The organism is Halobiforma lacisalsi AJ5, from assembly GCF_000226975.2.
GTDB lineage: Archaea > Halobacteriota > Halobacteria > Halobacteriales > Natrialbaceae > Natronobacterium > Natronobacterium lacisalsi.
This window is the reverse complement of the sequence record NZ_CP019285.1, coordinates 254,391-273,335: the sequence shown is the minus strand read 5'-3', so window position 1 is coordinate 273,335 and position 18,945 is coordinate 254,391. Positions and strand designations below refer to the sequence as shown.

Sequence of the window (18,945 nt, the reverse complement as noted above, 5' to 3'; positions counted from 1 at the left end):
CGCGGACAGCGTTCGGACGACGCGAAGAGAAGCAGTACGACTCTCGGTACTATCGCGGAACCCAGCCGCGAGCCACACCGGACCCGCGGTTGCCAGGTCGCGTTCGTCGGAACATGCGACTGAACCGTTGGCCACCTAATATAAATAAATTTTGAAGACTATCGGCGGAGACAAATTACTCAAAACTAAGATAAGTGAAAAAACACGTATTCGCTCGATACACTGATGGATCGATCTTGGCTCCACTTCGGACTGCTCGTGCTCGGCCTCTCGGCGCTCTTGCTTGCGATCTTCGCTGGGTTCACCGCCGTCGCACACGAGGTCACCCACGAGCGCTCGGCCGCGGACCTCGAGTCCGTCTCGGATTCGGTCGACCGGTACGGCGTCGTCGAGTACGACGAGTTGACCGCCGACGAGCGGCGGATGGTGGACGACCTGCGAGGCGAGCGCGACCGGTACGTCATCCAAGATGGCGACCAGCAGGCGACGAGGATCGGCGACGGCTACGTCGTCTCCCAGGGGGACGACTACCACGTGATCGAGCGCAACAGGACGGTCCAGTGGACGAGCACGGGCGGGCTAGCTGCGACCGCACTGGCGGTCGTCGGCGTGGCGCTGGTCGTCGAGGCGATTCGCCGCCATCACTTCCCGAACCGCGGGCCGTTCGGGTGATCGCTGTCTCCGGCCGGAGCCGCCGATCACTCGGAAACGTCGACCTCGAGGTCCTCGCGCTCGACTGCCAGCCGGAACGTGGGGACGGTGCGGTACTCGACCTCGACGACGTCCTTGCGCCGGAGGCTCTGCAGTCCGGAGCGGACGGCTTCGGCCTCGAGGTCGTCGCCGTAGTCGTAGGCGTCCCGCAAGGAATGCAGCACCGAGACGACGCTCTCGGAGCGTTCCTCCGGGCCCGCCAGCACGTCGACGATCCGGGCCTGGAGCTCCGGGACGCGGATCCGCGAGGGTGCGCCCTCGCTATCGGGGTCGGTCTCGATGCCGGGTTCGACGTCGACGAGGTCGGCGGCCTCCGCCGTCGCGCGGATCAGGCTGTTGTCGTCGCGAAAGTAGTAGTCGCCGAGTTCGTTCTCGAGGTACTGGTGGACCTCGCTGCCGCTTTCCATCCCCCACCGGTCCTGGAGTTCGGAGTTTTTCGTCGGCTGTAGTTCCACCACGTCGGCGAGCCGCTCGGTGGCCTCGTCCGAAAGCGTCATCGTCGAAGGGTATGGGGATCCGGTACTTTTGCGTTGCGTCCCGTCGGTCGCTCCAGTCCGTTCTTCCGACCGCCCGACTCGCCACCCGGAGTCGAGACCCTCAGTCGCCGCCGACGACCGGCACCGGTGCCGTCGTCTCGAGCGTCTCCTCGACCTGGGTGTAGACGAGGATCGCGCCCAGCGTCGCGAGGGCGGTCCCGAAGACGAACGGGACCGCGAAGCCGTACTGTACCAGCGCGCCCGACGAGAGCGGTCCGAGGGCGATCCCGAACCCGAACGCCATGGTGAGCACGGAGAGTTTCGAGCCGGACTCGCCCTTCCCGGCGAGGTCGCCGGCCAGCGCCAGCGACGGCGCGAACACCATCGCGCCCGCGATCCCCTGGAGGAGTCGCGCGACGAACATCGTCTCGGAGGTCGTCACGAACCCCTGGACGAGGGTCGCGGGGATCAACAGCATCATCCCGCCGACGATGAACGGCCGTCGCCCGTAGTGGTCGCAGGCGCGGCCGATCGGCGTCTGCAGGAGGATCTGGGCGACGACGAACGCCGCGAACTGCAGGCCGAACCAGGTCGCGCCCTGCTCGAGGCGGGCGTTGATCTGGGGCTGGATCGTCGCGAACAGCGCGATTGCGGTCGCCATGAACAGCGAGGCGACGCCGAGCGTGAAGATCGGATCGAGCAGGTTCGATCCCGACCGGTCGAAAACGTCGATCGAGAGGTCCGCACCGGCGTTCGCCTCCGTCGACTCCGGATCCGTGATCAGGACGGTCACCATCAGATAGCTGAGCGCGGCCGCGACGGTGGCGACGTAGAACGCGGCGTCGTAGCCGGTAATCGTCGTCCCGGCCAACGCGTAGGGGCCGAGGTTAACGACCGTCCCGGCGGCGACCGGGCCGGCCCCGAACCCGATCAGCCGAAAGGTGTTGTAGACGCCCATGTTCCCGCCGCGTTCGTCCGTCGTCGCGAGTTCGTTGACCAGCGCGACCGACGCGGGGATGATGAAGGCGACGCTGACGCCCTGCAGCCCCCGGATGACGACCAGTTCGACGTAGGACCGCGCGAAGACGTAGGTGAGGTTCGTGACGGCGAGCCCACCCAGTCCGATCAGGATGAACAGCTTCCGGCGGCCGTAGCGATCCGAGAGCCGCCCCGTCAGCGGCTGGAAGGTGCTGTTGAGAAAACCGAACAGCGAGAGGATGATCCCGATGATCATCGACTCCCCCAGGCCGAAGGTCGCGCCGCCGACGATATCGCTGCCGACGTACAGCGGGATGACGACGATCAAAAACGAGTTCCCGATTCCGTCGGCCATCCGCGCGAACGCGAGCGCGAGCACTCGCCGGTCGACGGCGAACGGCGCGAGGAGTTTCTCGAGGAGAGTCCGTACTGGCACTCGTCGTTACCCACGGTCGGCGACGCCGTTATAGTTTCGAATCGAAAGTACTTGCGAACGGACTGTCGTCCCATTCGGGACAGTCCGTCCGATCGCAAACGAGTTACAAGCCCCCCGATGCCGTAGCCGGGGGTATGGGTCGCGAAGTGAAACTCGGCCGAGTGGAATCGACGCTCGAGGAACTCGACTACCCGGCGACGAGGGCGGAGGCCGCGACGGAACTCGAGGACGTGACGGTCCTGCTGGCCGACGGGGAACGGAACCTCGGTTCGCTTATCGAGGACATCGGGAACGACCGGTTCGAGTCGGCCGAGGACCTCGAGGCGGAGTTGCACAACGTCCTTCCACGGGAGGCGGTCGGTGAGCCGTATCAGTCGGAGGGTGAGGGATAGCCGACGCCGTCGGCAGGGACTGAGAGACGACGGCGCGGGGAGTCGGTAAACGCGTCCCTTAAGTCGCTCGACCGACGTAGCCCGGACAACGATGGAATTCTGCGACGAATGCGGTTCGATGATGAAAGCCGACGACGGGCTCTGGAAGTGCGGCAGTTGCGGTTACACGGAGCCCAAAGGCGACGCCGATCAGTACGTCGTCACGGACAGCCAGGAAGCCAGCGAGATCATCGAGTCCTCCGGGGAGACCTCGCTGCCCGAAACCGACGCCCACTGCCCCGAGTGTGGCCACGACCGCGCGTACTGGTACATGAAACAGATCCGCGCGGCCGACGAGTCCGAGACCCGCTTCTTCATCTGCTCCGAGTGCGAGCACAAGTGGCGCGAGGACGACAACTAGAACCGAAATTTTGCTCTGCAGTCTGTCGCGCTGACGGCAGCATAGCTGCCGTACAGCGCGACGTCCCTCGGCAAAATTTCGATCAAAAGCACTCCTCCCTCCGTTCCGAGCGCACAGCGCTCTCCACATCGGTCGTCGGCCCGCGAGCAGCCGTCGGCTGCTCGCGGTCGGTTACGGGACGATGGCCTGCCCTTCCCCGAGTCGCGGACGCCTCGCAGTGCTCGGCGTCCGCTTCCGGCCGTATCGTCATAGATTTGCACTGGCCAGCCGCGTCGCTGTCGCTACTCTTCTCGGACATCGATAACGGAGAGGGAAGGAGAGTTACTCGTTGCGCGCTATCGTCAGATACCCCGTGTGACCCACGGGTGCCGTCGACGGCCTCGAGCCGCGGTCGTCGAACTGCATCTCGCGCTGGATCGTCTCGCGGGTGCGGACGTTCGCGAGATCGGCCTCCCGCGCAGCCTCGACGACCTCGCGTGTCGACTCGATGAACGGGCTGTAGACCGCGACGAAGCCGCCCTCGACCAGCAGGTCGGGTGCGTGGGCCACGACGTCGGCCGCGTCGCCCGTATCGAGCGTGAGGACGTCGAACGACGAGGGCTCGAGGGCCTCGAGTTCCTCGCGGAGGTCGCCGGTCCGGACGTCGACTTCCTCGGCGATGCCGCCCAGTTCCATGTTCTCACGGGCGACGTCGGCGAACTCCGGGTCCCGCTCGTAGGTGACGACCTCGGCCCCTGCACGGGCCATCGAGGCCGCGAGGACGCCCGTCCCGGTGCCGGCATCGAGCACGCAGTCACCCCGGGAGATCCCGGTCTCGCCGATCACCAGTCCGACGTCGCGGGGCACCATCGGCGCGCCCGTGCGCTCGAAGTGGTGGAACAGGTCCGGGCCGCGCAGCCGTCGGACCTGGAACTCCTCGTCGAGGTGAGTTTCGAGCGTCTGGCCGGGTTCGACGTCTTCGGGGACCTCGAGGACGCCGAGGTCGGTGCCCATCTCCTCGCCGGGCTGGACGAGGAACTCGCGGTCGCCGCGGACGAGCAGGACGGGGTTGCGGTCCTCTTCGTCGCCGTGGTCGTTGCCGCTCCCGCCATCGCTTCCGATATCCGTGTCCGTATCGGGCTCGTTTCCGGTCACGTCGGCTACTCGAGGTCCTCGACGGCTGCGGCGAGGTCGCCGTCGTTGGCGTCCAGGGCCTCGCGGGCCTCGTCCTCGCTCACGCCGGCGCGGGTGGCGACGAGGTCGACGTCCTCGTCGGGGATGGCCGAGCCGTCGTCGGTCCCGGCGTCGTCGGCGCTGCCGGCACTCCCGGCCTCGACCTCTTCGGGCGAGCCGATGATCTGGTAGGTCTCCTGGCCGCGGGCGTCCATCTTCGTGACCTCGGCGTCGTCGAAGACGAGGTCGTACTCGCCCGTGCGGATGATGACCTCCTCGGCGTCGATGTCCTCGACGTCGATCCCCATCTGTTCCATCATCTGTTCCATCTTGCGCGGATTGAGTCCGCCGCCGCCTCCTCCGAACATACCCGACACGTCGCCACCCGCGACCTTTTACTTTGTCGTTCCACCCGCAGCGAGCGGCCACCTGGACGTCGCCGTCGCTCGAGCAACAGCGTCGAACGCATCGGTCCCCAGCCCGGCCCCGTTACTCTCCAAAATGGTTCGACGCGATCGGGGGCCGTCGTCAGTCGTCGGCCGGTGCGCCCTCGCGGACGTTGACCGCCATCCCCGTCTCGAAATCCGCGATCGCGTCCGCGTCCAGTTCGGCGCGGCCGACCGCGAGCAGTTCGCCGCGCTCGTGGACGACCAGCACCTCGTCACCCGGGCGGATCTCCGACCCCGCCTCGAGGACGAACTTCGCGAAGACGTTCTTTTCCTCGCGGACGAACGGTTCGCTCTCGTCGTCGACGACGACGCGGTACGAGGGGTGCTCGAGCGCGGCCGCGAGTCGGCGACCGCCCTCGAGGCCGAGCGTGAACCGTCCGTCGGTGCCAAACGAGGCGATCCGGCCGTTTTCGGCGTGGATCTGTTGCGGTCGGCCCGAAGAGGTTCGTTTGATCGTCAGCGACTCCGACTCCGCGGGCGGGAACATCGCCTCCCCCGCACCCGCGCCGAACTGGTAGTCGGCGATCGTCCGGAGCGTCGACGGTCCCGCCGACCCGTCTGCTGGCTCGCTCATGGCCCCGAGTTCGACCCTCGACGGAGAAAACCCTTCGCTTGCCGTCGGACGCTTGCCGGACCGAAAGGGAAACGAGACGAAAAGAACCGCTTCATTTCGCCCGGACGAATCAGGAACGTTATATAGATCGACCCGCTATTCAGGCGTGAATGGATCTGACGCAGGTCGCGCTCGGCACGGGGCTGCTCGCGGTGAGCACCCTGACGTTCGTCGGGCCGGCGGCGCTCGAGTCACACGTCGTCTACGCCCTGACCGCGATCGCCCTCGTGGTGGGTGCCGGAGCGCTACTCGTGAATCTGGCGCGGGAAGCGACGGTGGCCGGCTCGAGGTAGCGGCAGGCGACCACGACAGGCGAGAGGGGCGCCGACTCGGACGTTCTCGACTGACTGTTCGTATTCGTACTCGTACTCGCACCCGTACTCGTACTTGTATTCGCGTCTCTCTCGAGGCTCGCCACCGATCACCGAGGGCCGATCAGAGCAGGAACGTCTCGTGGCGCTCGCCCAGATCGAGGAAGGCGTCGGCCTCCGCGATCAGTTCCTCGGCGGTCGAGGACTCGAAGGCCATCACTTCGACGCGGACGCCCTCGTGGCGCAGGTGCGAGCAGAGCCGCGAGAAGTCCCCGTCGCCCGTACAGAGGACGACCGTATCGACGTGGTTCGCGAGGGTCACTGCGTCGAGGCTCATCCCCACGTCCCAGTCGGCCTTCTTCGACCCGTCCGAGAACGTCTTGATGTCCTTGATCTTCGTCTCGAAGCCGATGTCGACCAGCGCGTCGAAGAAACTCTCCTCCTCGGGCGCGTCGGCGCGGATGACGTACGCGATCGCGCGGGTCAGCTGTCGGTCCTGGACGGCCTTCTCGAGCAGCGCAGAGTAATCGATGTTCCTGCTGTGAAGGCTCTGTGCGGTGTGATAGAGGTTTTGCGCGTCGACGAGCACGGCGACGCGCTGGTCCGGATGGATTTCGGTCACAGCTAGGAGTGTGACGTGGTACCGTAAAAATCGCGTCGATCGTGACGGTTTCTGTGATCGTGGCCCGGGCGTGACCACGACCGCAACGAGCGGCGAGAAGGACGACCGGAGACGGACCGGGGCCGAATCGAACCCGGTTAGCTCCGGAGCTTCTCGATGCGCTTTTCGGTCGGCGGGTGGGTCGCGAACAGGGTCTGGAACAGTCCGCGCTCGGAATTGAAGATACAGAGCGCGGCCGTGCTGTCGTCGATGGTCGATTCGCGGTTCTCGGCTCCCTTCGAGATTTTCTCGAGCGCTCGAGCGAGCGGATCGCCGCTGCCGATGTACTGTCGGGCGTCGTCGTCGGCGACGTACTCGCGGTACCGCGAGATGGCCATCACCAGCACCGTGACGAGCATCTGGGCGAACATCGAGAGGATCCAGCCGACGATGAAGCCGCCGGGGTTGTCGTCACCGGCGAACACGTAGACGAAGTACACGGCGTAGCCGACCATCATCCCGATGGAACTGCCCACCGTCATCATCAGCACGTCCCGGTTCTTGATGTGGGCCAGTTCGTGAGCGATGACGCCCTCGAGTTCGTCGCGGTCGAGCAGGCGGATGAGTTCCTCGCTGACGACGACGACGCCGTTGCCCTTGCGGCCGGTCGCGAAGGCGTTGGGGACGCCCATCCCCTGGACCATCAGTTTGGGCTTGTCGATGCCCATGTCACGGCTCAGCGACTCCGTCATCCGGTGGATATCGGCGTACTGCCCCTCTTCGGGCATCTCTTCGGCCTTTCTGGTTGCGGCCCAGGTGCCGATCTTGTACTGGATGAACGGGAAAGTGATCAGAAGCAAGAGGACGATCGGCCAGGCACCCGTACCGAGCATCGTCAGCCCGACGAGCCCGACGAACAGGTACAGCGCCGCCAGGATCGAGCCGACGACGAACATCCGTACTTTCAGTCCGAAGTCTGTCATAGGCGTTCGTAAGCAATCACGATGTATAAGCTTCGCGGGATATACCGCCCGACGGCTCGGCGTGATGTCCCGGTCGATCCGCGCCCCGTTCCGGCAGCACCTGTCATGGATCGGTCCCGTTCCGGCAGTGAACTGTCGTCCCGGGCCGACCGTCTCGAGGCCAAAACAGCAGGTAACGTAATCCATAAGTCCGTTCCGCTCGCGCTAACGCGTATGCTACGCTCCGCTCGAGTCGCCGGTCACGCTGCCGGAAGCGGAGCGTGCGCGATTGCCGTTCCTTTTGCTAAACCTGTCAAAAAACGTTCCTGAAGGGTGCTCGAGGCGAGCGTAGCGACCTCGTCTCGGGCGCAGTTCGGGTGCGGACCGGATCGAACCGATCGACTACTGACCGACAGCCACGACACACTGGATCATGACACACGACATCGACCTTTCGGGCGTCTTCCCGGCAATGTGTACGCCCTTCGACGAGAACGAGCGCATCGACTTCGAAACCCTTCGCGAGGACGCACGGCGACTCGAGGCCGCGGGCGTCGACGGGTTAGTCCCCGTCGGCTCCACGGGGGAGTCGGCGACGCTGTCCCACGACGAACACGTCGAGGTCGTCGAGGCGGTCGTCGACGCCGTCGACGACGTCCCCGTCATCGCGGGATCGGGTTCGAACAACACCCGAGAGGCACTGGAACTCTCCGAGCGATCGGCCGAGGTCGGCGCGGACGGCCTGTTGCTGATCTCGCCGTACTACAACAAGCCCGAACAGCGCGGCCTGATCGAACACTACGAGACGATTGCCGACGCCATCGACCTACCACAGATCGTCTACAACGTCCCCTCGCGGACGGGCCGCTCCATCGAACCCGACACGGCGGTCGAACTCGCCGCCCACGAGAACATCGCGGGCTACAAGGCCGCGAGCGGCGACCTCGGCCAGATCGGCGAAATCGCCGAGCGGACCCGCGACGAGGAGTTCGCGGTGCTGTCGGGCGACGACGCGCTCACGCTGCCGACGATCTCGGTCGGCGGCACCGGGACCATCAGCGTCGCGGCAAACGTCGAACCCGAACGCACCTGCGCGATGGTCGGCGCGGCGCTCGAGGGCGACTACGCCCGCGCCCGCGACCTCCACCACGAACTCGGCCCGCTGTTCCGTGCGCTGTTCGTCGAGACCAACCCGATCCCGGTCAAAGAGGCCATGGAGATCCGCGGCTACGGGCCCGCACGACTGCGCTCGCCGCTCTCGCGGCTCTCCGAGGAGTACCGTTCGGATCTCGAGGCGGTGCTCGCCGACCTCGAGGGAGGCGAAGCGGAGTCGACCGCGGTCGCGGACGGCGGCCGGGAGGCCGATCGATGACCGTCGCGGTCGGGGTCACCGGCGCGACCGGCCGGATGGGCCGGGAGGTCGTCGCTGCCGTCCGAGAGCGCGAGGACTGTGAGGTCGCGTTCGCGGTCAACCGCGAACCCGACGGGACGACCGTCGAGGGGGTCGCGGTCGAACCGGCCGTGGAGTTCGACGCCCTGCTCGGCGAGCACGAGCCCGACGCTGTCGTCGACTTTACGGGGCCGGACTCCGCGCTCGAGTACACCCACGCCTGTATCGAGGCCGACGCGGAGGTCGCCTTCGTGACGGGAACGACGGGGTTCGACGACGCGGCGCTCGCCGACCTCGAGGCCGCGAGCGAGTCGATCCCGCTCCTGCACGCGCCGAACTTCGCCCGCGGGGTCCAGGCGCTGGTCAACGTCGTCGGGCAGGCGGTACGGAACCTGCCCGGCTACGACGTGGAACTCGTCGAGACCCACCACAACGGCAAGCGCGACGCCCCCAGCGGCACGGCGAACCGGCTCCTCGAGGAAATCGAGGCGCACGGCGACTTTACGGGGAGGAACCACGGCCGCGAGGGCGAGGAGCCACGCGAGGAAGGCGAGATCGGCGTCCACGCCCTGCGTGCGGGCGACGTCACGGGCGAACACGAGGTGATCCTCGCGGGCAACGACGAGGAGGTACGGCTGACCCACCGCGCCGAGGATCGCGGCGTCTTCGCCGCGGGCGCGGTCGACGCGGCAGTCTGGATCGCAGGACGAAAGGCGGGACGGTACGACTTTGCGGACGTGATCGACGAATGAGTGCACTCGAGAACGAAATCGCAGACCTGTGGACACGGTACAACAACGGAGACGTCACGGCGGAAACGGCCGACGAGGACGTCTCCGCTACCCTCGAGGCGTTCCTCGAGGCCCTCGAGGCCGGCGAGGTCCGCGCCGCCGAGAAACGCGACAGCGCCGAGCAGAGGTCTGCTGGCTCCCGGACATCGTCCGGGAACGGCGAGTGGGAGGTAAACGAGTGGGTCAAGCAGGGCATCCTGCTGAACTTCGGCCTGCGGGAGAACCGGGCCTACGAGTACGGCGGCGTCGACCACTACGACGTCCTGCCGCTGCGCGAGACGGGCGACCTCGGCGACCGCGGCACCCGGAACACGCCCGACGGGACGACGATCCGCCGGGGCGCGTACCTCGGCTCGGACTGTATCATGATGAGTCCGAGTTTCGTCAACATCGGCGCGTACGTCGGCGACGGAACGCTCGTCGACTCCTGCGATACCGTCGGATCGTGCGCCCAGATCGGCGAGAACGTCAAACTCGGCGCGAACACACTCATCGGTGGAGTACTGGAGCCGGTCGAGAGTGCCCCCGTGATCGTCGAGGACGGCGTCTCCCTGGGCGCGGGCTGTCGCGTCACCAGCGGGTTCGTCGTCGGGGAGAACAGCGTCGTCGGCGAGAATACCCTCCTCACGCCCCGCATTCCGGTGTACGACCTCGTCGAGGAGGAGGTGCTGTACGGGGAACTGCCGCCGGAACGGCGCGCGTTCACCCGGTTCGTCGAGTCCTCGGTCAGCGACCACGACCTCTTCGACGGCGGCGCGTACAAGCCCGCAGTGGTGGCGACGGACCTCGAGACCGAGACGCTCGAGGCGACCGAACGGGAGGACGCGCTTCGGGAGTAACGCGCTCGGTACTCTTCACGGCTCGCGATCGAACTCCTGCCGCTGCCCCCCCCGATCAGGTAGGCGAGTGAGAGAGCGACGACGGCCCTGGCTCCGGCCGGAAGGGGTGAGTCCGCGCCCGCTCGAGTCCCAGCGCGCTCGGACGTCTGCCAGTGCCGTACGGAAACCGGCTCGAGCCGATGCTGATGCCCTAGTACCCGCTGCCCACGTCGAAACACCGGCCGCAGTACGTGTCGTCGTCCGTCGCCGAGTCGGGAACCCTTCGGGTGGTTTCCCGGATCCGAGCCGGAGAAACGTGTCTGAGCGCGCCGCAGGCCGTGGACTGCCTGTTCGATCGAGCAGGTTTGTGGATCGTTTGCGTCGATTCGTTGAGAACGACTCGCATACTACTGGCACCCGGGCGATCGGTATAATAGTCGTCCGTGATAGTGCTACGACGCCGTCGGAGACAGTCTCTCGCGGCGGTACGACGGACGCCACGAACGCCGATCGGTGGCGATCGGCACAGTCTCGATCGTCGAGACGAGTCGACGACGGTCATCTTTGCAATAGCAGCCGGACGAAGTGTGGATACGAGCCCTCTTCCGTCCAACACGCCAATGTCGCGTATGCAGCTCCCATCGATCGGGCTCGGGACCATGGGAATCGAAGACCCCGAGACGATCGCGACCGCCCTCGAGGTCGGCTACAGACACCTCGATACCGCACAGATCTACGGGAACGAAGCCGTCGTCGGCGACGGCCTCGCCCGGAGCGACGTTTCGCGCCGGAAGGTCCAGGTCGCGACGAAGGTCTGGGCCGACAGCCTCGAGCCGGACGCCGTCCGTCGAACGACCGAGGAGAGCCTCGAGCGACTGGGCCTCGAGTCGGTCGATCTGCTGTACGTCCACCGGCCGATCGAGACCTACGACCCGGAGCGGACGCTGCCCGCGTTCGACGCCCTCTCCGAGGCAGGGGTCGTCGACGGAATCGGACTGAGTAACTTCTCCCGCGAGGAACTCGAGACCGCCCGTGCGGTTCTCGACGCGCCGATCGCGGCTCACCAGGTCGAGTACCACCCGCTCTTTCAGCCGGAGAACCTCCTCGAGCACGCCCGCGAGCACGGCTATCCGCTCGTCGCATACTCGCCGCTGGCGAACGGCCGCGCCGGGGAGATCGAGGAGATCGTTGCCGTCGCCGAGAAACACGACGTCACGCCCGAGGCCGTCTGTCTCGCCTGGCTCGCCGCGAAGGACGGGGTCGTCCCGGTCCCGAAAGCCAGCAGCCGCGGACACCTGACGGCGAACCTCGAGGCCCGGGAAATCGACCTCGAGCCGACGGACCTCGAGCGGATCGATCGGATCGAGCGGACGGAAGAGCTGTTTCCCGAGTAGCCGGTTTCGGCGGGTTTCGACCCGACCCAAACCCTTGAATCCTCGCGGTCGTTTGAAGACAGTAATGACCGACCTCGCGGATTCGCCGGCCGTGCGCCGGCTGTCGGACTGGAACCTGGAGCGACTCGAGTCGTTTTCCGACGACCACGAGACGCCGCTGTACGTGGTGGATCTCGACCGAGTGAAGGAAAACTACGCGCGGTTCTCGGCCGCGTTCCCCGACGCCCACGTCATGTACGCCGCCAAGGCCCACACGGGCAAGGCCGTCCTCGAAGCCGTCCTCGAGGTCGGCGGCACCATCGAGTGTGCGGCCTGGGGCGAACTACAGCGGGCGATCGACGCGAGCGCGGACCCGAACGAACTCCAGTACACCGCCGTAAATCCGCCGGATCGCGACCTCGACTACGCCGCGGACCTCGGGGCGGACAACCCCGGCCTGACGGTCACTATCGGCGCGACCGACACTCTCGAGCGCCTCGAAGCGCGGGGGTACGACGGCCGGATCGCGATCCGGATCAACCCCGGGATCGGGACGGGCCACCACGAGAAGGTCGCAACCGGGGCCGACGCGAAGTTCGGGATCCCCTACGAGCGCGTTCCCGAGGTCGCCGACCGCGTTCGCGAGGAGTTCGACGGCGACCTCGTCGGGCTCCACGCCCACGCCGGCAGCGGCGTCCTCACCGACGACCTCGAGGACCACTGCCGCGCACTCTCCCGCGTCGGCGAGATGGCTCGCCGGATCGGCGACGACGAGTTGGAGTTCGTCGACGTCGGCGGCGGTTACGGCGTCCCCTACCACGAGGACGAGGCGCCGCTCGACCTCGAGCGGACCGCGGAGATGGTCCGCGACGCGGTCGGCGACCTCGAGGCGCAACTGAAACTCGAGCCCGGGCGCTACGTCGTCGCCGATGCGGGGCTGATCCTCACCGAGGTCAACACGATCAAGGAAGCCCCCGACACGACCGTCGTCGGCGTCGACGCCAGCCTCTCGACGCTGATCCGGCCTGCGATGTTCGGCTCCTACCACCCGATGCTGAACGTCTCCGCGCCGGACCGCGAACCGATCGAGGCGACCGTCGGCGGCCCGGTCTGTACCAGCGCGGACGTCTTCGCCCACGACCGGCCGATCGCCCGCCCCGAGCGCGGCGACGTCCTCGCCATCGGCAACGCCGGCTCCTACGGCTACGAACTGGCAAACCAGTTCCACTCCCAGCCCCGGCCGGCCGAGATCGCCCTCGAGGACGGCGAGGCCCGCGTCGCGCGGCGGCGCGAGACGCTCGCGGACGTGACCCGGCTGGAGCAGTGATGATCGACCTCGAGTCGTTCCACGCCGACGCGGTCGCGACCCCTTCCCACGAGGACGTCGCGGCGATGCGCGACCTGCTGTGCGAGACGCTCGAGGACGCCGGTCTCGAGCCCGAGGTCGACGAACTGGGCAACGTGCTCGCGACTCGGGGCGGAGGCGAGGACGGTCCGCACCTCGTCCTGAACACCCACATCGACACCGTCGCGCCCCACGTCCCCTACGAGCGCGACGGCGACGTCGTCCGCGGGCGCGGGGCCTGCGACGCGAAGGGGCCGCTCGCGGCTCTGCTCGCCGCGTTCCTGCGGGTCGATCCCGGCGCTGGGAAACTGACGCTCGCGATCACGCCCGACGAGGAGACGCTGATGACCGGCGCCGCCGGGTTGCAGGAGCGGCTCTCGGCGGACGGCTATATCGTCGGCGAACCGACCGATCTCGACGTCTGCATCGCCGCACGCGGGCAATGCGAAGGGACGATCACGATCGAGGGCGAGAGCGGCCACGCGGCGAAGGTCCCCGCCGACCGGAACCCGGTCTTCGGCCTCGAGCGCGTCCTCGAGGCGCTTCGCGAGTACGACGAGGTGGCGGGATCCGGCGAGGACGACGTGCTCGGCGAGCCGAAACTGACCCCCTCGGTCCTCGAGGGCGGCGAGGCCCCGAACCGCGTTCCCGGCTCCTGCCGGGTGACGTTCGACCGGCGGAGCGTGCCCCCGGAGACGGCCGACTCGTTCGCCGCGGACCTCAGGGCGTTCCTCGAGGAGCGGATCGCCGAGGACGGGGGGCTCGAGGTCGCGGTCGACCTGATCCGTCCCGACACGCCGTTCCCGCGGGCGTTCGTCACGGACGCCGACGAGCGGCTGGTGCGGACGCTGCGGGACGCGAGCGGCGGCGAGGTGCGGCCGTTCGGCGCGGCGACCGAGGCTGGCTTCTTCGCCGCCGACGCGCCGACGGTCGTCTTCGGCCCCGGCGTGCTGACCGACGACGAGGGCGGCGTCGCCCACGCCGGGCGGGAGTACGTTCGGCTTTCGGACGTGGAAGCGGCGGCCGACGCGCTCGAGGAGGCGCTCACGGCGTTGCTCGAGTGAGGGGACTCGCGGATCGATCGACGAGGGCTACTCCAGATCGCCGACCAGTTCGTCGCCGACCCCCGTGTAGCCCGCGGGCGTCAGCTCCCGCAGTTCCTCGCGGACCGACTCCTCGACCTCGAGGTCGTCGAACAGGTCGCGGAAGTCCTCGAGCGTGACCTCTTTTCCGCGGGTCAGGTCCTTGACCTGCTCGTAGGCGTCCTCCTGGCCCTCGCGTCGGAGGATCGTCTGGACGGCTTCGCCGATGATCTCGGGGGTGCTCTCTAAGTCCTCGCGCATGACGTTCTCGTTGGGGACGACCTTCTCGAGGCCCGCGGCGGTCTTCGTGTAGCCGATGAGACAGTGGGCGAAGGCCCCGCCGATGTTGCGCTTGACCGTCGAGTCGGAGAGATCCCGTTGGAGCCGCGAGGTGGTGACGTAGTCGGCGAGGAACTCGAGGTCGGAGTTGGCCTTCGAGAGGTTGCCCTCGCTGTTCTCGAAGTCGATCGGGTTGACCTTGTGGGGCATCGTCGACGATCCGGTTTCTCCCTCGACGGCCTCCTGGCCGAGGTAACGGTCGGAGACGTAGAGCCACATGTCCAGGTCGAGGTCGAGCAGAACGTTGTTCGCCCCGCGGAACGCGTCGAACAGCGCGGCGAGGTCGTCACAGGGGTTGACCTGCGTCGTGAGCGGTTCGAACTCGAGGCCGAGACCGGTGACGAACTCCTCGGCGAACGACCGCCAGTCGACGTCGGGATAGGCCGCGTGGTGGGCGGCGTACGTGCCGGACGCACCGCCGAGCTTGCCCCGGAGGTCGTCGGCCGCGGCGTGGATCCGGCCCGTCGCGCGGCCGAGTCGGGCGGCGTAGACGGCCATTTCCTTGCCGAAGGTGGTCGGCGTCGCGGGCTGGCCGTGCGTGCGGGCGAGCATCGGGAGGTCGCGGTAGTCGCGGGCCATTCCCGCGAGCGCGTCCCGGACCTCGTACAGTTCCGGCAGCAGGACCTCGGAGACGGCATCGCGCACGAGCAACCGGTGGGAGAGGTTGTTGACGTCCTCGCTGGTCAGGCCGAAGTGGATCCAGGCGGAGGCGTCGCTGTCCTCGGGGAGGCGATGACGGACGAAGTACTCGACCGCCTTGACGTCGTGGTTCGTCGCCTCGAAGCCGGCGTGCCCTTCGGTCTCGAGGGTCTTGATCAGTCGCGCGTCCTCCTCGGCGAAGTGCTTGTAGAGCCCGCGGAGGTGTTCGCGCTCCTCGAGGTCGAGTTCCAGCGGCGTCGCCTCGAGGTCGGCCAGCGCGATCAGGTACTCGACCTCGACGCGGACCCGGGCGCGCATGAGCGCGGCCTCGCTCGCGTACGGCGACAGCGGTGCGGTCCGGCCACTGTACCGGCCGTCGAGCGGCGAGACGGCGTACAGTGCGTCTGTGTCGGTCATTGTCCGCATCTTTCCAGCGCGGTGCAAAAGGGTATCGAAACGGAGACCCGAGTAAACCACGGGCGTGTATATTTCGGGTGATCAGTGGTTCGATACCGGATTATTTATGCACATATGTGAATATTGGCGGGCAAGAGACCGCAACGGCTTTGCCCCTCGCGGGCGGGAGTCCGAACATGACGCGAATCGCCGGGATGGCCGGCAACCGAGGGCGCAACCTGTTGAACATCGCCGACAGACAGCCTGGTGGTGCCGAACTCGCCGTCGTACTCACGAACGACCCGGCTGCGCCGGTCCTCGAGGCCGCGGCCGAGCGCGACATTCCGACCGAGGTCGTGCCGCTCGAGGACGGGATGGACCGCCGCGAGCACGAGCGGGCCGTCAACGAGGCGCTCGCGGAGTACGAGTTCGATCTGGTCTGTCTCGACGGCTACATGCGGATTCTCTCGGATACGTTCCTCGAGGCCCAGCCGACGACGCTGAACGTCCATCCGTCCCTGCTGCCCGCGTTCCCCGGAACCGACGCCTGGGGCGACGCCCTCGAGGCGGACGTGTCCGTGACGGGCTGTACGGTCCACGTAGTAACCGACGCGACCGACGAGGGCGGCGAGGTCCTCGAGAGCGAGGTCGACGCCGGCCCGATCGTTACCCAGGAACCGATCCCGGTCTATGAGGGCGACGACACCGAGTCGCTCAAGGAACGAGTCCTCTACGAGGGCGAGTTCCGGGCCTACCCGCGTGCGGTGAAGTGGTTCGCCGAGGGGGCAGTCGACGTGGACGAAGACGCCGGCGAGGTGACCGTCGACGCGGACCGCCCGGGCGAGGACGGCGGACTCCCGTCGCGGCGGGTCGTCTCGAGCGACCGCGTCGACACGCTCCGGTACGGCGAGAACCCCCACCAGGACGCCGCCGTCTACGCCGACTACACCTGCGACGAGGCCTCGGTGGTCCACGCCGACCAGCTCAACGAGGGTGCGAAAGCCCTCTCGTACAACAACTACAACGACGCCGACGGCGCGCTGAACCTCATCAAGGAGTTCGACGAGCCCGCCGCGGCCGTCATCAAACACACCAATCCGGCGGGCTGTGCGACCGCGGACACGCTCGCCGAGGCCTACGAGAAGGCCCTCTCGACGGACCCGATGAGCGCCTTCGGCGGCATCGTCTCGTTGAACCGGGAGTGTGACGCCGCAACCGCCGAACTGATCGTCGACTCGTTCAAGGAGGTCGTCGTCGCGCCCGGTTACACCGACGACGCGCTTGAGGTCCTCCGTGAGAAGGAGAATCTCCGTGTTCTCGACGTCGGCGAACTGGGCGACGAGCGGACCGAGCGGTTCACCGAGAAACCACTGGTCGCCGGCCGCCTCGTCCAGGAGCGGGACCGCCAGTCGATCTCGGTCGACGACCTCGAGATCGTCACGGAACGGGAACCGACGGACGAGGAACTCGAGACGATGGTGTTCGCCTGGCAGACGCTGAAACACGTCAAGTCGAACGGCATCCTCTTTGCGGACGGTACCGAGACGGTCGGCGTCGGGATGGGGCAGGTGTCCCGCGTCGACGCGGTCCGCCTCGCGGCGATGAAGGCCGACGAGCACGCCGAGGGCAAGGACGCCGAGGGGGCCGTGATGGCCTCGGACGCCTTCTTCCCGTTCCCGGACGGCATCGAGCAGGCCGCCGAAGCGGGTATCGAGGCCGTGATCCAGCCCGGCGGTTCCGTCAACGACGAGGACGTGATCGAGGCTGCGGACGAACACGGGATGGCGATGGCGTTTACGGGGCAGCGGTCGTTCCGGCACGACTGATTGCTACCGTTCCGCCGATCGTTCGCCCGCGTCCTCGTTCGGGACAGGGGGACGTGACGATCGACACGGATCCGCGGCCGCCTATCGGCCTTCGAGTCCGGGTTCCGACAATTGCTCCATCAGCACCCGTCCGAGGCGGACGAGCAGGTGACTGACGACGTAGTAGAACCCCAGCAGCGTCGCCACGACGGCGGCCTGCTCGAGCCCGGGAACGGCAAAGAGGATGCCGAGTCCGATCGGTTCGAGCAACACGGTCCTGAGGAACACGACCGGCGCGTAGACGAGCAGCCGGAACAGGAACTCGAACGCAGGGAGGACTCCGTTCGGGAGCGCGACCGGCTGTCGGAAGGAAACGACCACGAGCACCGTCGGGAGAGCCGCGAGGACGCCGAAGACGGCGAGGACGGGCCGGGATCGAATTCGTTCGGCGATTGGCTCGAGTCGTTCCATACATCTGTTTGGATATTTGACGATAAATCGGTTCCGACTCGCGTCCCCGAGGACAGTGGTTCCCTCCAGTCGGATACCGGAAGAAAGTTGATATACGCACGGACGGTAGCAAACGCGTATGAGTCGCCCATCCTCGAGTTCTTCCTCCCCCACTCCTTCCCCCTCCCTCTCATCCCGTTCGCTCTCCAGACGGCAACTCCTGGCGGGCACGGGAGTGAGCCTCTCCGCCCTCACGGCGTGGGGGCTGTCGCCGCTGATTACCGGCGGATCGGTCGCGACCGATCGCCCGGCGATCGTCGGCCACCGCGGCGCGGAGGGACTCGCGCCGCCCAACACGGCGGCCGCGATCCGCCGGGCGCTCGAGGTCGGCGTCGACGGGATCGAACTGGACGTCCGACGGACCGCCGACGGTGAACTGCTCCTGTTTCACGATCCCGTCCTCGACTGGGACTCGACCGGCCAGGGATGGGTCCGCAACACCGACTGGGACGAGATCCGCGGCGCGACGATCGACGGCGAGCCGCTGATCAGGCTCCCCCACGCGCTCGAGACGATCGCGGACGCGAACGACGACGTCGCCCTCTACCTCGAACCCAAGGAGACGGGGTACACCGACGCGATCCTCGAGAAGGTCGCTGCCTACGGCCTACTCGACCGCCTGACGATCATCGCCTTCGACGAGGAAGCCCTCGAGACGGCCCGGGAGGCGGGCGTTCCGATCGGCCTGATCGGCTCGGTGCCGGGCCCCTGGCTCGCGGACGCTGCCGCCTCCTGCGGCGCGGACGCGGCGTTCACTCACTACGCGCCCCACGGCGTATCGAACTACGTCTCGGCGGCCAGAGAGGCCGGACTCACCGCGGGCGTCTGGAAACTCGTCGACACGAAGGCGACGATCCGGGACGTTCTCGAGATCGACCACGACGTGCTGGTGACCAACCGTCCGGACTACGCGTTCGAGGTCGTCAACGAGGGGTGAACCGCCCGTCCAGTTCGACGGTCGATGCTGCATCACGAG

21 protein-coding genes are annotated in these 18,945 nt (G+C 67.3%); 12 read left to right on the top strand and 9 right to left on the bottom strand.

Annotated elements, in window-relative coordinates; genetic code table 11:
• Positions 1-225: 225 nt before the first annotated feature.
• Entirely contained in the window at positions 226-672 is a 447-nt protein-coding gene (locus CHINAEXTREME_RS01210) for a hypothetical protein (protein WP_007142338.1), read from the top strand.
• Between the two features lie 26 nt (positions 673-698).
• Here CHINAEXTREME_RS01210 and CHINAEXTREME_RS01205 read toward each other — a convergent pair whose 3' ends face one another.
• Entirely contained in the window at positions 699-1,208 is a 510-nt protein-coding gene (locus tag CHINAEXTREME_RS01205) for a DUF5797 family protein (RefSeq protein ID WP_007142339.1), read from the bottom strand.
• A 100-nt stretch (positions 1,209-1,308) separates the two neighbouring features.
• Positions 1,309-2,601 (bottom strand): MFS transporter, encoded by a 1,293-nt coding sequence (locus CHINAEXTREME_RS01200; RefSeq protein WP_007142340.1) that lies wholly within the window; start codon positions 2,599-2,601, stop codon positions 1,309-1,311.
• A 134-nt stretch (positions 2,602-2,735) separates the two neighbouring features.
• Here CHINAEXTREME_RS01200 and CHINAEXTREME_RS01195 point away from each other — a divergent pair, with 134 nt between their 5' ends.
• Positions 2,736-2,993: a DUF5789 family protein gene (locus CHINAEXTREME_RS01195; protein WP_007142341.1), complete on the top strand. Its 258-nt coding sequence runs from the start codon at positions 2,736-2,738 to the stop codon at positions 2,991-2,993.
• A gap of 91 nt (positions 2,994-3,084) precedes the next feature.
• Positions 3,085-3,393 carry a transcription factor S gene (locus tag CHINAEXTREME_RS01190; RefSeq protein WP_007142342.1) on the top strand — a complete coding sequence of 103 codons (309 nt, stop codon included), beginning with the start codon at positions 3,085-3,087 and terminating at the stop codon, positions 3,391-3,393.
• Positions 3,394-3,714: 321 nt separating this feature from the next.
• On the opposite strand, the gene CHINAEXTREME_RS01185 is transcribed toward CHINAEXTREME_RS01190, so the two are convergent.
• The 3 genes from CHINAEXTREME_RS01185 to CHINAEXTREME_RS01175 all read right to left on the bottom strand — a co-directional run bounded on the left by CHINAEXTREME_RS01185 (position 3,715) and on the right by CHINAEXTREME_RS01175 (position 5,568).
• Positions 3,715-4,494, bottom strand: a complete 780-nt coding sequence (locus CHINAEXTREME_RS01185; RefSeq protein WP_085946399.1) for a methyltransferase domain-containing protein — start codon at positions 4,492-4,494, stop codon at positions 3,715-3,717.
• Positions 4,495-4,532: 38 nt separating this feature from the next.
• A complete protein-coding gene (locus CHINAEXTREME_RS01180) occupies positions 4,533-4,913 on the bottom strand; it encodes a nascent polypeptide-associated complex protein (RefSeq protein ID WP_007142344.1) in 381 nt (126 codons plus the stop codon).
• Positions 4,914-5,073: 160 nt separating this feature from the next.
• Positions 5,074-5,568, bottom strand: coding sequence for a PUA domain-containing protein (locus CHINAEXTREME_RS01175; protein ID WP_007142345.1), 495 nt, complete (start codon positions 5,566-5,568; stop codon positions 5,074-5,076).
• A gap of 149 nt (positions 5,569-5,717) precedes the next feature.
• On the opposite strand from CHINAEXTREME_RS01175, the gene CHINAEXTREME_RS01170 reads away from it, so the two are divergent.
• On the top strand, positions 5,718-5,900 hold the full coding sequence (locus CHINAEXTREME_RS01170) for a hypothetical protein (RefSeq protein ID WP_007142346.1): 183 nt from the start codon (positions 5,718-5,720) through the stop codon (positions 5,898-5,900).
• 142 nt (positions 5,901-6,042) lie between these two features.
• Here CHINAEXTREME_RS01170 and CHINAEXTREME_RS01165 read toward each other — a convergent pair whose 3' ends face one another.
• On the bottom strand, positions 6,043-6,540 hold the full coding sequence (locus tag CHINAEXTREME_RS01165; protein ID WP_007142347.1) for a LabA-like NYN domain-containing protein: 498 nt from the start codon (positions 6,538-6,540) through the stop codon (positions 6,043-6,045).
• A gap of 137 nt (positions 6,541-6,677) precedes the next feature.
• Complete coding sequence (locus CHINAEXTREME_RS01160; RefSeq protein ID WP_007142348.1) at positions 6,678-7,502, bottom strand: M48 family metallopeptidase; 825 nt, start codon at positions 7,500-7,502, stop codon at positions 6,678-6,680.
• A gap of 412 nt (positions 7,503-7,914) precedes the next feature.
• Here CHINAEXTREME_RS01160 and dapA point away from each other — a divergent pair, with 412 nt between their 5' ends.
• From dapA to CHINAEXTREME_RS01125, 6 genes are all read left to right on the top strand, one after another.
• Positions 7,915-8,853, top strand: coding sequence for a 4-hydroxy-tetrahydrodipicolinate synthase (gene dapA / locus CHINAEXTREME_RS01155; protein ID WP_007142349.1), 939 nt, complete (start codon positions 7,915-7,917; stop codon positions 8,851-8,853).
• Positions 8,850-9,623, top strand: coding sequence for a 4-hydroxy-tetrahydrodipicolinate reductase (gene dapB / locus CHINAEXTREME_RS01150; protein ID WP_007142350.1), 774 nt, complete (start codon positions 8,850-8,852; stop codon positions 9,621-9,623). Before dapA ends, dapB begins: the two co-directional genes overlap by 4 nt.
• Complete coding sequence (locus tag CHINAEXTREME_RS01145; RefSeq protein WP_007142351.1) at positions 9,620-10,501, top strand: 2,3,4,5-tetrahydropyridine-2,6-dicarboxylate N-succinyltransferase; 882 nt, start codon at positions 9,620-9,622, stop codon at positions 10,499-10,501. The genes dapB and CHINAEXTREME_RS01145 overlap by 4 nt, the downstream gene beginning before the upstream one ends.
• Before the next feature lie 608 nt (positions 10,502-11,109).
• Positions 11,110-11,874: an aldo/keto reductase gene (locus tag CHINAEXTREME_RS01135; protein WP_029601476.1), complete on the top strand. Its 765-nt coding sequence runs from the start codon at positions 11,110-11,112 to the stop codon at positions 11,872-11,874.
• A 64-nt stretch (positions 11,875-11,938) separates the two neighbouring features.
• A complete protein-coding gene (lysA, locus tag CHINAEXTREME_RS01130) occupies positions 11,939-13,180 on the top strand; it encodes a diaminopimelate decarboxylase (protein WP_007142353.1) in 1,242 nt (413 codons plus the stop codon).
• Entirely contained in the window at positions 13,180-14,262 is a 1,083-nt protein-coding gene (locus CHINAEXTREME_RS01125) for a M20 family metallopeptidase (protein ID WP_007142354.1), read from the top strand. The genes lysA and CHINAEXTREME_RS01125 overlap by 1 nt, the downstream gene beginning before the upstream one ends.
• Positions 14,263-14,289: 27 nt before the next feature.
• On the opposite strand, the gene purB is transcribed toward CHINAEXTREME_RS01125, so the two are convergent.
• On the bottom strand, positions 14,290-15,675 hold the full coding sequence (purB, locus tag CHINAEXTREME_RS01120; RefSeq protein WP_007142355.1) for an adenylosuccinate lyase: 1,386 nt from the start codon (positions 15,673-15,675) through the stop codon (positions 14,290-14,292).
• Between the two features lie 176 nt (positions 15,676-15,851).
• On the opposite strand from purB, the gene purH reads away from it, so the two are divergent.
• A complete protein-coding gene (gene purH, locus CHINAEXTREME_RS01115) occupies positions 15,852-17,480 on the top strand; it encodes a bifunctional phosphoribosylaminoimidazolecarboxamide formyltransferase/IMP cyclohydrolase (protein WP_007142356.1) in 1,629 nt (542 codons plus the stop codon).
• 81 nt (positions 17,481-17,561) lie between these two features.
• On the opposite strand, the gene CHINAEXTREME_RS01110 is transcribed toward purH, so the two are convergent.
• A complete protein-coding gene (locus CHINAEXTREME_RS01110) occupies positions 17,562-17,930 on the bottom strand; it encodes a hypothetical protein (protein WP_007142357.1) in 369 nt (122 codons plus the stop codon).
• A 214-nt stretch (positions 17,931-18,144) separates the two neighbouring features.
• Between CHINAEXTREME_RS01110 and CHINAEXTREME_RS01105 the strand changes: the two genes are divergently transcribed.
• Complete coding sequence (locus CHINAEXTREME_RS01105; RefSeq protein ID WP_007142358.1) at positions 18,145-18,906, top strand: glycerophosphodiester phosphodiesterase; 762 nt, start codon at positions 18,145-18,147, stop codon at positions 18,904-18,906.
• Positions 18,907-18,945: the final 39 nt, after the last annotated feature.

Coding starts and splice junctions, on each gene's coding strand:
- CHINAEXTREME_RS01160 (WP_007142348.1), bottom strand. CDS start 7,502: ATGACAGACTTCGGACTGAAAGTACGGATGTTCGTCGTCGGCTCGATC.
- CHINAEXTREME_RS01170 (WP_007142346.1), top strand. CDS start 5,718: ATGGATCTGACGCAGGTCGCGCTCGGCACGGGGCTGCTCGCGGTGAGC.
- CHINAEXTREME_RS01145 (WP_007142351.1), top strand. CDS start 9,620: ATGAGTGCACTCGAGAACGAAATCGCAGACCTGTGGACACGGTACAAC.
- CHINAEXTREME_RS01110 (WP_007142357.1), bottom strand. CDS start 17,930: ATGGAACGACTCGAGCCAATCGCCGAACGAATTCGATCCCGGCCCGTC.
- CHINAEXTREME_RS01180 (WP_007142344.1), bottom strand. CDS start 4,913: ATGTTCGGAGGAGGCGGCGGCGGACTCAATCCGCGCAAGATGGAACAG.
- dapA (WP_007142349.1), top strand. CDS start 7,915: ATGACACACGACATCGACCTTTCGGGCGTCTTCCCGGCAATGTGTACG.
- dapB (WP_007142350.1), top strand. CDS start 8,850: ATGACCGTCGCGGTCGGGGTCACCGGCGCGACCGGCCGGATGGGCCGG.
- CHINAEXTREME_RS01205 (WP_007142339.1), bottom strand. CDS start 1,208: ATGACGCTTTCGGACGAGGCCACCGAGCGGCTCGCCGACGTGGTGGAA.
- CHINAEXTREME_RS01210 (WP_007142338.1), top strand. CDS start 226: ATGGATCGATCTTGGCTCCACTTCGGACTGCTCGTGCTCGGCCTCTCG.
- CHINAEXTREME_RS01190 (WP_007142342.1), top strand. CDS start 3,085: ATGGAATTCTGCGACGAATGCGGTTCGATGATGAAAGCCGACGACGGG.
- CHINAEXTREME_RS01175 (WP_007142345.1), bottom strand. CDS start 5,568: ATGAGCGAGCCAGCAGACGGGTCGGCGGGACCGTCGACGCTCCGGACG.
- purB (WP_007142355.1), bottom strand. CDS start 15,675: ATGACCGACACAGACGCACTGTACGCCGTCTCGCCGCTCGACGGCCGG.
- CHINAEXTREME_RS01135 (WP_029601476.1), top strand. CDS start 11,110: ATGCAGCTCCCATCGATCGGGCTCGGGACCATGGGAATCGAAGACCCC.
- purH (WP_007142356.1), top strand. CDS start 15,852: ATGACGCGAATCGCCGGGATGGCCGGCAACCGAGGGCGCAACCTGTTG.
- lysA (WP_007142353.1), top strand. CDS start 11,939: ATGACCGACCTCGCGGATTCGCCGGCCGTGCGCCGGCTGTCGGACTGG.
- CHINAEXTREME_RS01125 (WP_007142354.1), top strand. CDS start 13,180: ATGATCGACCTCGAGTCGTTCCACGCCGACGCGGTCGCGACCCCTTCC.
- CHINAEXTREME_RS01195 (WP_007142341.1), top strand. CDS start 2,736: ATGGGTCGCGAAGTGAAACTCGGCCGAGTGGAATCGACGCTCGAGGAA.